The organism is Xanthomonas fragariae, assembly GCF_900183975.1.
Taxonomy (GTDB): domain Bacteria; phylum Pseudomonadota; class Gammaproteobacteria; order Xanthomonadales; family Xanthomonadaceae; genus Xanthomonas; species Xanthomonas fragariae.
Genome location: NZ_LT853882.1, coordinates 3,148,037 through 3,161,845, shown reverse-complemented (window position 1 = coordinate 3,161,845; position 13,809 = coordinate 3,148,037). Strand labels below are relative to the sequence as shown.

At 60.1% G+C, this 13,809-nt stretch carries 12 protein-coding genes and 4 tRNA genes; all 16 read left to right on the top strand.

Features of this window, described 5'->3' with window-relative positions:
• Nucleotides 1–37 precede the first annotated feature (37 nt).
• Nucleotides 38–997 carry a ribose-phosphate diphosphokinase gene (locus PD885_RS14755; protein ID WP_002811729.1) on the top strand — a complete coding sequence of 320 codons (960 nt, stop codon included), beginning with the start codon at nt 38–40 and terminating at the stop codon, nt 995–997.
• Between the two features lie 110 nt (nt 998–1,107).
• Nucleotides 1,108–1,740: a 50S ribosomal protein L25/general stress protein Ctc gene (locus PD885_RS14750; RefSeq protein ID WP_002811728.1), complete on the top strand. Its 633-nt coding sequence runs from the start codon at nt 1,108–1,110 to the stop codon at nt 1,738–1,740.
• Nucleotides 1,741–1,791: 51 nt separating this feature from the next.
• On the top strand, nt 1,792–2,376 hold the full coding sequence (gene pth / locus PD885_RS14745; RefSeq protein ID WP_002811727.1) for an aminoacyl-tRNA hydrolase: 585 nt from the start codon (nt 1,792–1,794) through the stop codon (nt 2,374–2,376).
• A gap of 74 nt (nt 2,377–2,450) precedes the next feature.
• A complete protein-coding gene (ychF, locus tag PD885_RS14740; RefSeq protein WP_002811726.1) occupies nt 2,451–3,542 on the top strand; it encodes a redox-regulated ATPase YchF in 1,092 nt (363 codons plus the stop codon).
• Between the two features lie 156 nt (nt 3,543–3,698).
• Nucleotides 3,699–3,784: transfer RNA gene (locus tag PD885_RS14735), tRNA-Tyr, on the top strand.
• Between the two features lie 29 nt (nt 3,785–3,813).
• Nucleotides 3,814–3,887 (top strand) — tRNA-Gly (locus tag PD885_RS14730).
• Nucleotides 3,888–3,921: 34 nt separating this feature from the next.
• Nucleotides 3,922–3,997: transfer RNA gene (locus tag PD885_RS14725), tRNA-Thr, on the top strand.
• Between the two features lie 46 nt (nt 3,998–4,043).
• Nucleotides 4,044–5,234 (top strand): elongation factor Tu, encoded by a 1,191-nt coding sequence (gene tuf, locus PD885_RS14720; RefSeq protein ID WP_002811703.1) that lies wholly within the window; start codon nt 4,044–4,046, stop codon nt 5,232–5,234.
• A 105-nt stretch (nt 5,235–5,339) separates the two neighbouring features.
• Nucleotides 5,340–5,415: transfer RNA gene (locus tag PD885_RS14715), tRNA-Trp, on the top strand.
• 49 nt (nt 5,416–5,464) lie between these two features.
• A complete protein-coding gene (secE, locus tag PD885_RS14710) occupies nt 5,465–5,875 on the top strand; it encodes a preprotein translocase subunit SecE (protein ID WP_002811724.1) in 411 nt (136 codons plus the stop codon).
• A gap of 13 nt (nt 5,876–5,888) precedes the next feature.
• Nucleotides 5,889–6,446 (top strand): transcription termination/antitermination protein NusG, encoded by a 558-nt coding sequence (gene nusG / locus PD885_RS14705; protein ID WP_002811723.1) that lies wholly within the window; start codon nt 5,889–5,891, stop codon nt 6,444–6,446.
• A 199-nt stretch (nt 6,447–6,645) separates the two neighbouring features.
• Entirely contained in the window at nt 6,646–7,074 is a 429-nt protein-coding gene (gene rplK / locus PD885_RS14700; protein WP_002811722.1) for a 50S ribosomal protein L11, read from the top strand.
• A 3-nt stretch (nt 7,075–7,077) separates the two neighbouring features.
• On the top strand, nt 7,078–7,776 hold the full coding sequence (gene rplA, locus PD885_RS14695; RefSeq protein ID WP_002811721.1) for a 50S ribosomal protein L1: 699 nt from the start codon (nt 7,078–7,080) through the stop codon (nt 7,774–7,776).
• Nucleotides 7,777–8,319: 543 nt separating this feature from the next.
• Nucleotides 8,320–8,853 (top strand): 50S ribosomal protein L10, encoded by a 534-nt coding sequence (rplJ, locus tag PD885_RS14685; RefSeq protein WP_002811720.1) that lies wholly within the window; start codon nt 8,320–8,322, stop codon nt 8,851–8,853.
• Between the two features lie 55 nt (nt 8,854–8,908).
• The gene (gene rplL, locus PD885_RS14680) at nt 8,909–9,274 is read left to right on the top strand and encodes a 50S ribosomal protein L7/L12 (protein ID WP_002811718.1); all 366 of its coding nucleotides are present in this window, start codon (nt 8,909–8,911) and stop codon (nt 9,272–9,274) included.
• 272 nt (nt 9,275–9,546) lie between these two features.
• The gene (gene rpoB, locus PD885_RS14675; RefSeq protein ID WP_002811716.1) at nt 9,547–13,698 is read left to right on the top strand and encodes a DNA-directed RNA polymerase subunit beta; all 4,152 of its coding nucleotides are present in this window, start codon (nt 9,547–9,549) and stop codon (nt 13,696–13,698) included.
• Nucleotides 13,699–13,809 lie beyond the last annotated feature (111 nt).

Sequence of the window (13,809 nt, the reverse complement as noted above, 5' to 3'; positions counted from 1 at the left end):
ATCGACCCGCAGCTCTTAGCCGCGCCCGAGAGATCCCATGCAAGACCAACGTAATCTGCTGGTGTTCTCCGGCAATGCCAACAAGCCGCTTGCCCTGAGCATTTGCAAGGAGCTGGGCGTTCGCATGGGCAAAGCGCTGGTCACGCGCTTTTCCGATGGCGAAGTGCAGGTCGAGATTGAAGAAAGCGTGCGCCGGCAGGAAGTGTTCGTCATTCAGCCGACCTGCGCGCCGAGCGCCGAGAATCTGATGGAGCTATTGGTGCTGATCGACGCGCTCAAGCGCGCCAGCGCCGCGTCGGTCACTGCGGTGATCCCGTATTTCGGTTATTCGCGTCAGGACCGCCGCATGCGTTCCTCGCGTGTGCCGATCACCGCCAAGGTCGCCGCCAAGATGATTTGCGCGATGGAGGCTGACCGCGTGTTGACGGTTGATCTGCACGCAGACCAGATTCAGGGCTTCTTCGATGTGCCGGTCGACAACGTCTACGCCTCGCCGCTGCTGCTGGCCGACATCTGGCGCGCCTACGGCACCGACAACCTGATCGTGGTCTCGCCGGACGTGGGTGGCGTGGTGCGCGCGCGCGCCGTCGCCAAGCGCCTGGACGATGCGGATCTGGCCATCATCGACAAGCGCCGTCCGCGCGCCAACGTCGCCACGGTGATGAACATCATCGGCGACGTGCAGGGCAAGACCTGCGTGCTGGTCGACGATCTGGTCGATACCGCCGGCACTTTATGTGCGGCCGCTGCAGCGCTCAAGCAGCGCGGCGCCCTCAAAGTCGTGGCCTACATTACCCACCCGGTGCTGTCCGGCCCGGCGGTGGACAACATCAACAATTCGCAACTCGACGAGCTGGTGGTCACCGACACGATTCCACTGAACGAAGCGGCGCGCACCTGCGCCAAGATTCGTCAGCTGAGCGTGGCCGAGCTGCTAGCCGAGACCATCCGCCGTATCGCCTTCGGCGAGTCGGTGAGCTCGCTCTACGTCGACTGACGCCGCATTCGGCGTCTGGATCTACCAGGCGCTGCAATCTGTCTCTCCTGGTCGCGGGTGAGACGTTTAATCGCCGCGAGGCGATATTCCAAAACAGGTAGTCAAATTCAATGGTAAAGACACATGAAATCAAGGTCGAGCGCCGCGCGAACGAGGGGAAGGGTGCGAGCCGCCGCCTACGTCGCGCTGGCGTCATTCCGGCCATCGTTTACGGTGGCGAACTCGAACCGGTCAGCATCCAGCTCAACCACGAGCAGATCTGGCTTGCCCAGCAGAACGAGTGGTTTTACTCGTCTATCCTAGACCTGAACCTCAATGGCGAGATGCAGCAGGTGCTGCTGCGTGACATGCAGCGCCATCCGTTCAAGCAGCTGATCATCCACATCGACTTCCAGCGCGTCAGCGCTAACGAGACGCTCAGCGCCGCCGTGCCGCTACATTTCATCAATGAAGCGACCTCGCCGGCTGGCAAGTCGAGCGACGTGGTTGTTACCCATGAACTCAACGAAGTCCAGGTGGTCTGCTTGCCGAAGGATCTGCCGGAGTTCATCGAAGTCGACCTTGGTGCTCTTGAAGTGGGTAACGTGATCCACTTGTCCGAGCTCAAGCTGCCGGCCGGCGTTGAAATTCCGGAGCTGAAGCTGGGTAAGGAGCACGACGTGGCTGTAGTCGCCGCCAAGCACGTGCGCATTGAAGAAGACGCTGCCGGTGAAGAAGGCAGCGAAGGCACCGAAACCAAGTAATCCGTTGGCCGATCTCTCGCATTGCGCGAGGGATCGGCTGCGGTGACTGGCATGTCTGCACTTGGCCTGATCGTCGGACTCGGGAATCCCGGTCCGGAACACGCGCAGACCCGGCACAACGCCGGGTTTCGTTTCGTCGATGCCATTGTCGAGCGCAGCGGCGCGCGCTGGGCGTTGGACGGCAAGTTGTTCGGAGAGACCGCCAGGGTCGACATCGCGGGACGGCGGGTCTGGCTGCTCAAGCCGGCCACCTTCATGAATCTCAGTGGCAAATCGATTACCGCTGCGTTGCGGTTCTGGAAGATCGAGCCGGAGCAGCTGCTCGTCGCACACGACGAACTGGACCTGGCACCGGGTACGGCGCGGTTCAAGTTCGACGGTGGTCACGGTGGCCAAAACGGCTTGCGCGACACCATTGGCCTGCTCGGGCACGGCAAATTTCACCGTTTGCGCATCGGTATCGGTCATCCAGGCCACAAGGACCGTGTGGTGCCCTGGGTGCTGGGGCGGGCAGGGCGCGACGACGATGCAGCGATCGGCGCTGCAGTGGACGCTGCCATTGACGTACTGCCACTGGCGATGGATGGCAATTTCAATGAAGCGATGAAGCGCCTGCACACAAACAGGAATGCGTGATTGGGGAGTGGGGATTTGCAGCCGCGCGGCGTGACGAATCTCCAATCCCGAACCCCAAATCCCGGATGTGACCCATGGGTATCAAATGCGGCATCGTCGGTCTGCCCAACGTCGGCAAGTCGACCCTGTTCAATGCGCTAACCAAGGCCGGCATCGCTGCGGCCAATTTCCCGTTCTGCACCATCGAGCCGAACGTCGGCATCGTGCCGGTGCCGGATCTGCGCCTCAATCAGCTGGCAGAGATCGTCAAGCCGCAGAAGTTGATCCCGACTGCGGTCGAGTTCGTCGACATCGCCGGTTTGGTCGCCGGTGCGGCGAGCGGTGAAGGGCTGGGCAACAAGTTCCTGGCGCATATTCGCGAAGTCGATGCGATCACCCACGTGGTGCGTTGCTTCGAGAACGACGACATCATCCATGTGAACAACAAGATCGACCCGATCGCCGATATCGAAACCATCGATACCGAGTTGGCGCTGGCCGATCTGGAGAGCGTGGAAAAGGCGTTCAATCGTGCCGAGCGCAGCGCGAAGGGCGGCGACAAGGAAGCTGCAGCACGTAAGCCGGTGCTGGCCAAGTTGCAGGCTGCGCTGGCCGATGGCAAGGCAGGGCGCGCAGCCGGTCTGGATGAGGAAGAAAAGGCGTTGGTGCGCGATCTGTTCTTGTTGACACTCAAGCCGGTGATGTACATCGCTAATGTGCTCGAGGACGGCTTCGAAAACAATCCGCATCTAGACGCGGTGCGCGCGCACGCTGCAACCGAAGGTGCCGAAGTGGTGCCGGTCTCGGCAGCGATCGAAGAAGAACTGTCCCAGCTCGACGACGAAGACCGTGACGCCTTCCTGGCCGATCTGGGTCTGGACGAGCCGGGATTGAATCGCGTCATTCGCGCTGCCTACAGGTTGCTTGGCCTGCAGACCTACTTCACCGCAGGCGTCAAGGAAGTGCGCGCATGGACGATCAAGGCCGGTTCCACCGCACCGCAGGCTGCGGCAGTGATCCACACCGATTTCGAAAAGGGCTTCATTCGCGCCGAGACGATCGGCTTCGATGACTTCATCAAGTACCGTGGTGAAGCCGGTGCGCGCGATGCGGGGCGTCTACGTCTGGAAGGCAAGGAATACCGCGTCCAGGAAGGCGATGTGCTGCATTTCCGCTTCAACGTTTGACCGGTCGCGCGTTGTCCCTGCGGTTGCGCGTCTTCTAGCGGTGACGATTGGCTGAAGATTTTTGTTGACACTTAGGTGTGTCCCGCAACAAAATAATGGGCTGCTTCAGCCTGAACCGAATTCGCGTCACTGCGCACCGGTCCGGTAGTAAAAGCTGGAGGGATACCCAAGCGGCCAACGGGGGCAGACTGTAAATCTGCTGGCTTACGCCTTCGGTGGTTCGAATCCACCTCCCTCCACCAGTTTTACGTTGTATCACGCAGTTCCCGGCGCGGGAGTAGTTCAACGGTAGAACCTCAGCCTTCCAAGCTGATGGTGCGGGTTCGATTCCCGTCTCCCGCTCCATTGAACGCAAATGCGTGTCATAATACAAAACTACGCTCACGTAGCTCAGTCGGTAGAGCACCTCCTTGGTAAGGAGGAGGTCGAAGGTTCGATTCCTTTCGTGAGCACCATTGCCCAATCGTCTTCAACTCCAAACGATTACCGAGACACGCACCCATGGCAAAAACTAAATTCGAGCGCACCAAGCCGCACGTGAACGTCGGCACCATCGGTCACGTTGACCATGGCAAGACCACGTTGACCGCTGCGCTGACCAAGATCGGTGCCGAGCGTTTCGGTGGTGAGTTTAAGGCGTACGACGCGATCGACGCGGCGCCGGAAGAGAAGGCGCGCGGCATCACGATTTCGACCGCACACGTCGAATACGAATCTCCGAACCGTCACTACGCGCACGTCGACTGCCCCGGCCACGCCGACTACGTCAAGAACATGATCACTGGTGCGGCGCAGATGGACGGTGCGATTTTGGTCTGTTCGGCTGCTGACGGCCCGATGCCGCAGACCCGTGAGCACATCCTGCTTTCGCGTCAGGTCGGTGTGCCGCACATCGTCGTGTTCCTGAACAAGGCCGACATGGTCGACGACGCCGAGCTGCTTGAGTTGGTCGAAATGGAAGTGCGTGAGCTGTTGAGCAAGTACGACTTCCCAGGCGACGACACTCCGATCATTCACGGTTCGGCGCGTCTGGCACTGGATGGCGATCAGAGCGAAATCGGCGTGCCGGCGATTTTGAAGCTGGTCGATGCCCTCGACACCTTCATCCCGGAGCCGACTCGCGACGTTGATCGTCCGTTCCTAATGCCGGTCGAAGACGTATTCTCGATCTCTGGCCGCGGCACCGTGGCGACCGGTCGTATCGAGCGCGGCGTCATCAAGGTTGGCGACGAAATCGAAATCGTCGGTATCCGCGCCACGCAGAAGACCACGGTCACAGGCGTGGAAATGTTCCGCAAGCTGCTGGACCAGGGTCAGGCGGGTGACAACGCCGGTCTGCTGCTGCGTGGCACCAAGCGTGACGACCTGGAGCGCGGGCAGGTGCTGTGCAAGCCGGGTTCGATCAAGCCGCACACCGAGTTTGAAGCCGAAGTCTACGTACTTTCCAAGGATGAGGGGGGCCGTCACACACCGTTCTTCGATGGCTACCGTCCGCAGTTCTTCTTCCGCACCACCGACATCACTGGCGCTTGCAAGCTGCCGGAAGGCGTGGAGATGGTGATGCCGGGCGACAACGTGAAGATGGTCGTGACCCTGATCAATCCGGTCGCGATGGACGAAGGTCTGCGTTTCGCAATTCGTGAAGGCGGTCGTACCGTCGGCGCCGGCGTGGTTGCAAAGATCCTTAAGTAAGCAACTGCTTCCAGCCGCCTTCCGGCGGATGGATTCAAACGAAGGCGGGCCGGCTGAACCTCGGTCCGCCTTCGTTGTAATAAGGTTTGCGGTAAACGAGTACATACGCCAGTAGCTCAATTGGCAGAGCAGCGGTCTCCAAAACCGCAGGTTGGGGGTTCGAGTCCCTCCTGGCGTGCCACTCCTCTTTCCGGCCCAGCGATTCGGGTCAGATCGGTAACTAGAGCCGGATGAATAGCAAAATCGAACCTTCTAAAAGCGCGTCTGCTGCTAGCGCTGATATCGTGAAATACGTCATCTCCGCGCTCCTGGTGGTTGCGGGGTTGTTTGTCTGGTTTTGGTTTTCTGCACCTGAGCGAGCCAGCCAGCTCGGGGTCTGGACGCCGCAATTGCGTGCGTTGGCCGTGATCGTGGGGCTGGTGGCGGGTGTGTTTGTATTTTTGGGGACCGGCAAAGGCCTGGAAACCCGCGAATTCATGTCCGAATCCAGGTTCGAGCTTCGCAAGGTGGTCTGGCCAACGCGCCAGGAAGCCATCCGCACCACCTGGGTCGTGATTGTTGTTGTGATCATTCTGAGTTTGCTGTTGGGCGGCTTCGACTTTGTCATCCAGAAGCTCACGCAGTGGTTCCTGGTTCGGTGAGGAGAATCAAGCAGTGAAGCGTTGGTATGTCGTTCACGCCTATTCAGGCTTCGAAAAATCCGTTGCGCAGGCATTGCGCGACCGAATCGTGCGAACCGAAATGGAAGACCGTTTCGGCGATGTTCTGGTGCCGACAGAAGAGGTCATCGAAATGCGTGCCGGCCAAAAGCGCCGGTCTGAGCGCAAGTTTTTCCCCGGCTATGTGCTGGTGCAGATCGAGACGCACGAAGAGGCCGGTATCCCGCGCATTGACAATGAAAGCTGGCACTTGGTGAAGGAAACTTCCAAGGTGATGGGCTTTATTGGCGGCACCGCTGATCGCCCTTTGCCGATTCGTGACGAAGAAGCTGATGCGATTCTTCAGCGTGTGCAGGACGGCGTTGAGAAGCCGCGTCCAAAGGTGTTGTTCGAGCCAGGTCAGATGGTGCGTGTCACCGATGGTCCGTTCAACGACTTCAATGGCGTAGTGGAAGAAGTCAATTACGAGAAGAACCGGCTGCGGGTTGCCGTGCTCATCTTTGGCCGTTCCACGCCGGTGGAGCTCGAATTCGGTCAGGTCGAGAAGGGCTGACCTAGGTCGGGTGCCGCCTAGGCGCCCGTACCAAATACTGTTATAGTGCCCGGCTGATTGATTTGGTAAATCGCAAGGAAACAATGGCTGCCGCATGGTGGCCATATGCGTGTGGTCAAAAACGTGAAGCCGGGACGCGTGATTTCCCGGTCCGATGGGGAGCCTGCAGTTAAGGCGCTAGCACCCGGAGAGTATCGAAATGGCTAAGAAAGTAGTTGGCTACATCAATTTACAAGTCAAGGCCGGCCAAGCCAATCCTGCGCCGCCGGTCGGCCCTGCACTGGGTCAGCGCGGTCTGAACATCATGGAGTTCTGCAAGGCGTTCAATGCCGCCACGCAGAAGCTGGAGCCGGGTCTGCCGACGCCGGTGATCATTACCGCCTATTCCGACCGTACCTTCACCTTCATTATCAAGAGCACCCCTGCCAGCGTGTTGCTCAAGAAGGCAGCAGGTATCGCTTCCGGCTCCAAGCGCCCCAACACTGACAAGGTGGGCAAAGTGACGCGCAAGCAGCTGGAGGAAATCGTCAAGGTGAAAGAGGCTGATCTGACCGCTGCCGAGATGGAAGCGGCTGTGCGTACGATTGCGGGCACTGCCCGCAGCATGGGTTTGACGGTGGAGGGCTAAGATATGGCACAGAGCAAGCGCGTTAAGGCCATTGCGGCTGCTGTCGTTCCGGGCAAGACCTATGCCTTCGAAGACGCAATCAAGATCCTAAAGAATGTGGCCAAGGTCAAGTTTGTCGAGTCGATCGACGTTGCTGTGCGCCTGGGTGTGGACGCCAAGAAGTCCGACCAGCAGGTGCGCGGCTCGACTGTGCTGCCGGCCGGTACAGGCAAGAGCGTGCGCGTTGCAGTGTTCGCACCGGCGGGCGCCAAGGCTGATGAAGCCTTGGCTGCAGGGGCCGAGGCAGTGGGCATGGACGATCTGGCCGAGAAGATGCAGGCGGGCGACCTGAGCTACGATGTGGTCATCGCCACCCCGGACGCCATGCGCGTCGTCGGTAAGCTCGGCACCTTGCTGGGTCCGCGCGGCCTGATGCCGAACCCCAAGGTCGGTACCGTGTCGGCGAATCCGGGTGAGGCGGTCAAGAACGCAAAGTCGGGTCAGGTGCGTTACCGCACCGACAAGGCCGGCATCATCCACTGCACCATCGGCAAGGCCAGCTTCGATGACGAATCGCTGAAGTCGAACTTGCAGGCGCTCCTGCTGGATCTGCTAAAGGCCAAGCCAGCCACTTCCAAGGGCACTTACCTGCAGAAGGTCTCAGTCAGCTCGACCATGGGTCCGGGCGTGACGGTAGACCAGTCGAGCCTGTCGCTCAAGTGATCTGTCGCGTCGGACCGCAAGGTTTGACGCGACATGTAGTACTGCATTTTTTTCGGCCCGGGTCACCGTGTGCTGGGAGTCCGTTCCCTCCTTTGGGGTAACGGGCATTTTGAAGGCGATCGCCGGCGTGTCCGGCGGTAGCCGTCAAAGACCGCAGGCGCGGTCAGCGCAGATCGACGACGGGCATGGATGCTCGCACTGGCAGGGAGTCGCCGTCGATGCAGCGGGATCGCTTAATTGGTTCGTATCGAACCGGCCGGCGTAGATGGTGTCGCCCTTCTGGAGTTTTCTGGTTACGCGCGTCTGGGGCATCCCGGGTCGAGCCCACTCCAGGTCTAGAACGGCCACCAACGGAACATCGGTCGATGTTCCCAGCACCCAGGATGGATGCTGCCCAGGACCGCAACCGGCAGGAGCCGTGAGCGGAGTAGTTTGAAGCCGAGGATTGGAGATTCGGCATTGGGGATTGGCAAGAGCGGCGGCATGGTTCTTGACGAATCCCGAATCGCAGATCTCTACTCACGGCTTTAACGGAGGAGTGCAATGGCTCTCAATCTGTCCCAGAAGCAAGAAGTAGTCGCCGAGCTGGCAGACATCGCCGCCAAGGCTCACTCCCTGATCGCCGCCGAATATGCTGGCACCACGGTCTCCCAGATGACCGCGATGCGCAAGCAGGCCCGCGAAACCGGCGTGTTCTTGAAAGTTGTCAAGAACACGTTGGTTGCGCGTGCCGTTGAAGGTACTGATTTCGCTGTCGCTGCTGACAAGCTGGTCGGTCCTTTGCTGTATGCGTTTTCGATGGAGGAGCCCGGCGCAGCCGGTCGCCTGATCAAGGAATTTGCCAAGAGCAACGACAAGCTGCAGGCCAAGGTCGTGTCTATCGGCGGGGAACTGTTCCCGGCTGGTCACGTCGACGTGTTGGCATCGCTGCCGACCCGTGACCAGGCCCTTGCCATGCTTGCCCGCGTGCTGTCCGAACCGGCTGCCATGTTCGCCCGTGCCGTCAAGGCTGTTGGCGACAAGCAGGGTGGTGGCGATGAAGCCTCCGCGCCGGTCGCCGAGACTGCCGAAGCTTGATGTCCTAGCGTTCGCTAGAACCCCATTCCAGAAAATTATTTAATAGGTAATCACAATGTCCCTTACCAACGAACAGATCGTCGACGCCATCGCCGAAAAGTCCTTGATGGAAGTGATGGAGCTGGTCAAGGCCATCGAAGAGAAGTTCGGCGTCTCCGCCGCTGCTCCGGTCGCAGCAGCAGCAGCTGGCCCGGCCGCCGTGGTTGAAGAGCAGACCGAATTCAACGTCGTGCTGGTTAACTGTGGCCTCAACAAGGTCGGCGTCATTAAGGCCGTCCGTGCCGTGACCGGCCTGGGCCTGAAGGAAGCCAAGGATTTGACCGAAGCCGGTGGCATCCTGAAGGAAAGCGCTTCGAAGGACGAAGCCGAGAAGATCAAGAAGGAACTGACCGAAGCCGGCGCGACCGTCGAAGTCAAGTAAGTAACACCTTGCATCGCCAGCGTTTCGCGGTGGTGCACTGAAGGCTGGGGGCGTAGAGCCCCCGGCCTTCGGCCGTTTCGGACGAGAATCGGGATTGGAGAATCGCAAATGCAAGCTTGCGTGCTTCCCCGATTCCCGGCCTCACCGAGTTGGTAGTTGGAAGTAGCGGGAGAAGGCGTGCTGGTGCCGGCAATACCAGCGACTTCCAACTGACAATTTTGTTATCTCAGGGCCGCCGCGATGTGGCCCCCGCAGCCTAGGGTGAAGACCTCATGACGTCTTATTCGTTCACCGAAAAAAAGCGTATCCGCAAGGACTTCGGTAAGCAGCGCTCGATTCTCGAAGTGCCATTCCTGCTTGCCATCCAGGTGGACTCCTACCGTGAGTTTCTGCAGGAAGACGTTGAGCCGAACAAGCGCAAGGACCTCGGCCTGCATGCCGCTCTGAAGTCGGTGTTCCCGATTTCCAGTTACAGCGGCAATGCTGCGCTGGAGTACGTTGGTTACAAGTTGGGTCAGCCTGTGTTTGACGAGCGGGAATGCCGGCAGCGTGGCATGAGCTATGGCGCGCCGCTGCGCGTGACCGTACGGTTGGTGATCTACGATCGCGAGTCGTCGACCAAGGCCATCAAGTACGTGAAGGAACAGGAGGTCTATCTCGGCGAAATTCCGCTGATGACCGGCAACGGCACCTTCATCGTCAACGGCACCGAGCGCGTAATCGTCTCGCAGCTGCACCGTTCGCCGGGTGTGTTCTTCGACCACGACCGTGGCAAGACCCACAGCTCGGGCAAGCTGCTGTATAGCGCCCGGATCATTCCGTACCGCGGTTCCTGGTTGGACTTTGAGTTCGACCCGAAGGATGCGTTGTTCACCCGTATCGACCGTCGTCGCAAGCTGCCGGTGTCGATCTTGTTGCGCGCGCTTGGGTACAGCAACGAAGAGATGTTGGCAGAGTTCTTCGAGATCAACACCTTCCACATCAACCCGGACGAAGGCGTGCAGCTGGAACTGGTGCCGGAGCGTCTGCGTGGTGAAACGCTGAACTTCGACCTGGCCGATGGCGACAAGGTCATCGTGGAAGCCGGAAAGCGCATCACTGCGCGTCACGTCAAGCAGCTCGAAGCCGCAGGTGTCGCCGCGCTGGCGGTGCCGGACGATTACCTGGTCGGCCGCATCCTATCACACGACGTGGTCGATGGTTCGACCGGCGAACTGCTGGCCAATGCCAATGACGAGATCAGCGAAGACCAACTGGCTGCGTTCCGCAAAGCCGGCGTCGATGCGGTCGGCACCTTGTGGGTGAACGATCTGGATCGTGGTCCGTACCTTTCCAATACCCTGCGTATTGATCCGACCAAGACGCAGCTGGAAGCGCTGGTCGAGATCTACCGCATGATGCGTCCGGGCGAGCCGCCGACCAAGGAAGCCGCACAGAACCTGTTCCACAACCTGTTCTTCACCTTCGAGCGCTACGACCTGTCTACGGTTGGCCGGATGAAGTTCAACCGTCGCGTCGGCCGCAAGGCAGTGCTCGGCGAGTCGGTGCTCTACGACAAGAAGTACTTTGCCGAGCGTAACGACGAAGAGTCCAAACGTCTGGTCGCCGAGCACACCGACACCTCAGACATCCTGGAAGTGATCAAGGTGCTCACGGAAATCCGCAATGGTCGCGGTGTGGTCGATGACATCGATCACCTCGGCAACCGTCGCGTGCGTTCGGTCGGCGAAATGGCCGAAAACGTGTTTCGCGTGGGCTTGGTTCGCGTCGAGCGCGCGGTCAAAGAGCGTCTGTCGATGGCGGAGTCGGAAGGTCTGACGCCGCAGGAACTGATCAACGCCAAGCCGGTCGCTGCCGCTATCAAGGAATTCTTCGGCTCTTCGCAGCTGTCGCAGTTCATGGACCAGAACAACCCGCTGTCGGAAGTGACGCACAAGCGTCGCGTCTCCGCACTGGGGCCGGGCGGTCTGACCCGCGAGCGCGCCGGCTTCGAAGTGCGCGACGTGCATCCGACCCATTACGGCCGCGTCTGCACCATCGAAACCCCGGAAGGCCCGAACATCGGCCTGATCAACTCCCTGGCCGTGTTCGCCCGCACCAACCAGTACGGCTTCCTTGAGACGCCTTACCGTAAGGTACTGGACGGCAAGGTCTCCGACGACGTCGAATACCTGTCGGCGATCGAAGAAAACGAGTACGTGATCGCCCAGGCGAACGCGCTGACCGACGTCAAGAACATGCTTACCGAGCAGTTCGTGCCGTGCCGGTTCCAGGGCGAGTCGTTGCTGAAGCCGCCGGCCGAAGTGCACTTCATGGACGTCTCGCCGATGCAGACCGTGTCGGTAGCAGCGGCGTTGGTGCCCTTCCTTGAGCACGATGACGCGAACCGCGCACTGATGGGCGCCAACATGCAGCGCCAGGCCGTGCCGACACTGCGTTCGCAGAAGCCGTTGGTGGGTACCGGTATCGAACGTGCGGTTGCGCGCGACTCGGGCGTGACCGTGAATGCCCTGCGTGGCGGCGTGATCGAGCAAATCGACGCGGCCCGCATCGTCGTCAAGGTCAACGAGGCAGAAATCGGCGGCGGTACCGATGCCGGCGTGGATATCTACAACCTGATCAAGTACACCCGTTCCAACCAGAACACCTGCATCAACCAGCGTCCGCTGGTAAACGTGGGTGACGTGATTGCGCGCGGCGACGTGCTGGCCGACGGCCCGTCCACCGACATCGGTGAGCTGGCGCTGGGTCAGAACATGCTGATCGCATTCATGCCCTGGAATGGCTACAACTTCGAAGACTCCATCCTGCTTTCCGAGCGGGTGGTGGAAGAAGATCGTTACACCACGATCCACATCGAAGAACTGACCTGTGTTGCACGCGACACTAAGCTGGGGCCGGAGGAAATTTCCGCCGACATCCCGAATGTGTCCGAGCAGGCCTTGAACCGTCTGGACGAAAGTGGCGTGGTGTACATCGGTGCGGAAGTGCGCGCGGGCGATATCATGGTCGGCAAGGTTACGCCGAAGGGCGAAAGCCAGCTGACGCCGGAAGAAAAGCTGCTGCGTGCGATCTTCGGTGAGAAGGCGTCAGATGTGAAGGACAGCTCGCTGCGTGTTCCCCCAGGCATGGACGGCACCGTCATCGACGTGCAGGTCTTCACCCGCGACGGCATCGAGAAAGACAAGCGTGCGCGTCAGATTGAAGAATCCGAAATCAAGCGCGTCAAGAAGGACTTCGACGACCAGTTCCGCATCCTTGAAGCAGCCATCTACGCACGTCTGCGCTCTCAGATCGTGGGCAAGGTCGCCAATGGCGGTCCGAACCTGAAGAAGGGCGACAACGTCACCGACGCGTATCTGGACGGCCTGAAGAAGTCCGATTGGTTCCAGCTGCGCATGAAAGACGAAGACGCTGCCGATGCCATCGAGCGCGCGCAGAAGCAGATCCAGGCGCACGAGAAGGAATTTGAAGTACGCTTTGCCGACAAGCGCGGCAAGATCACCCAGGGTGACGACCTCGCACCGGGCGTGCTGAAGATGGTCAAGGTGTTCCTGGCAGTGAAGCGCCGCATCCAGCCGGGCGACAAGATGGCGGGCCGCCACGGCAACAAGGGTGTGGTCTCCAATGTCGTGCCGGTCGAGGACATGCCTTACATGGCCACAGGCGAGCCGGTCGACATCGTGCTGAACCCCCTTGGCGTGCCGTCGCGTATGAACATCGGCCAGATTCTGGAAGTGCATCTGGGCTGGGCCGCCAAGGGCCTGGGTCGCAAGATCCAGCGCATGCTGGAAGCCCAGGCCGCGGTCAGCGAACTGCGCAAGTTCCTGGACGACATTTACAACCACGACAGCGCGATCAATGCACAGCGTGTGGACCTGTCGCAGTTCAGCGATGAGGAGCTGCTCAACCTGGGCAAGAATCTTATCGATGGCGTGCCGATGGCTACCCCGGTGTTCGACGGCGCCAGCGAACCAGAAATCAAGCGCATGTTGGAACTGGCCGACTTGCCGCAGAGCGGTCAGACCCAGTTGTACGACGGTCGCACCGGCGAAGCGTTCGATCGCAAGACCACGGTCGGCTACATGCACTATCTGAAGTTGAACCACTTGGTCGACGACAAGATGCATGCCCGCTCGACTGGCCCGTACTCGCTCGTCACTCAGCAGCCGCTGGGCGGCAAGGCGCAGTTCGGTGGTCAGCGCTTCGGTGAGATGGAAGTCTGGGCGCTGGAAGCCTACGGCGCGGCCTACACCCTGCAGGAAATGCTGACGGTGAAGTCCGACGACGTGCAGGGCCGCAACCAGATGTACAAGAACATCGTCGATGGTGAGCACGAGATGGTCGCGGGCATGCCGGAATCCTTCAACGTGTTGGTGAAGGAAATCCGCTCGCTGGCGATCAACATGGAACTGGAAGAGTGAGACATCGGGACTGGGGAAGGGTAACCCGGGACCGGAAAGTCGAAAGCCATGCGCTTTTGACTTTCCGGATCCCCGGTCCCTGGTGCCCGGTCCCAAACACGCCTTTTCTCC

Coding starts and splice junctions, on each gene's coding strand:
- PD885_RS14755 (WP_002811729.1), top strand. CDS start 38: ATGCAAGACCAACGTAATCTGCTGGTGTTCTCCGGCAATGCCAACAAG.
- PD885_RS14750 (WP_002811728.1), top strand. CDS start 1,108: ATGGTAAAGACACATGAAATCAAGGTCGAGCGCCGCGCGAACGAGGGG.
- pth (WP_002811727.1), top strand. CDS start 1,792: ATGTCTGCACTTGGCCTGATCGTCGGACTCGGGAATCCCGGTCCGGAA.
- ychF (WP_002811726.1), top strand. CDS start 2,451: ATGGGTATCAAATGCGGCATCGTCGGTCTGCCCAACGTCGGCAAGTCG.
- tuf (WP_002811703.1), top strand. CDS start 4,044: ATGGCAAAAACTAAATTCGAGCGCACCAAGCCGCACGTGAACGTCGGC.
- secE (WP_002811724.1), top strand. CDS start 5,465: ATGAATAGCAAAATCGAACCTTCTAAAAGCGCGTCTGCTGCTAGCGCT.
- rplK (WP_002811722.1), top strand. CDS start 6,646: ATGGCTAAGAAAGTAGTTGGCTACATCAATTTACAAGTCAAGGCCGGC.
- rplA (WP_002811721.1), top strand. CDS start 7,078: ATGGCACAGAGCAAGCGCGTTAAGGCCATTGCGGCTGCTGTCGTTCCG.
- rplJ (WP_002811720.1), top strand. CDS start 8,320: ATGGCTCTCAATCTGTCCCAGAAGCAAGAAGTAGTCGCCGAGCTGGCA.
- rplL (WP_002811718.1), top strand. CDS start 8,909: ATGTCCCTTACCAACGAACAGATCGTCGACGCCATCGCCGAAAAGTCC.
- rpoB (WP_002811716.1), top strand. CDS start 9,547: ATGACGTCTTATTCGTTCACCGAAAAAAAGCGTATCCGCAAGGACTTC.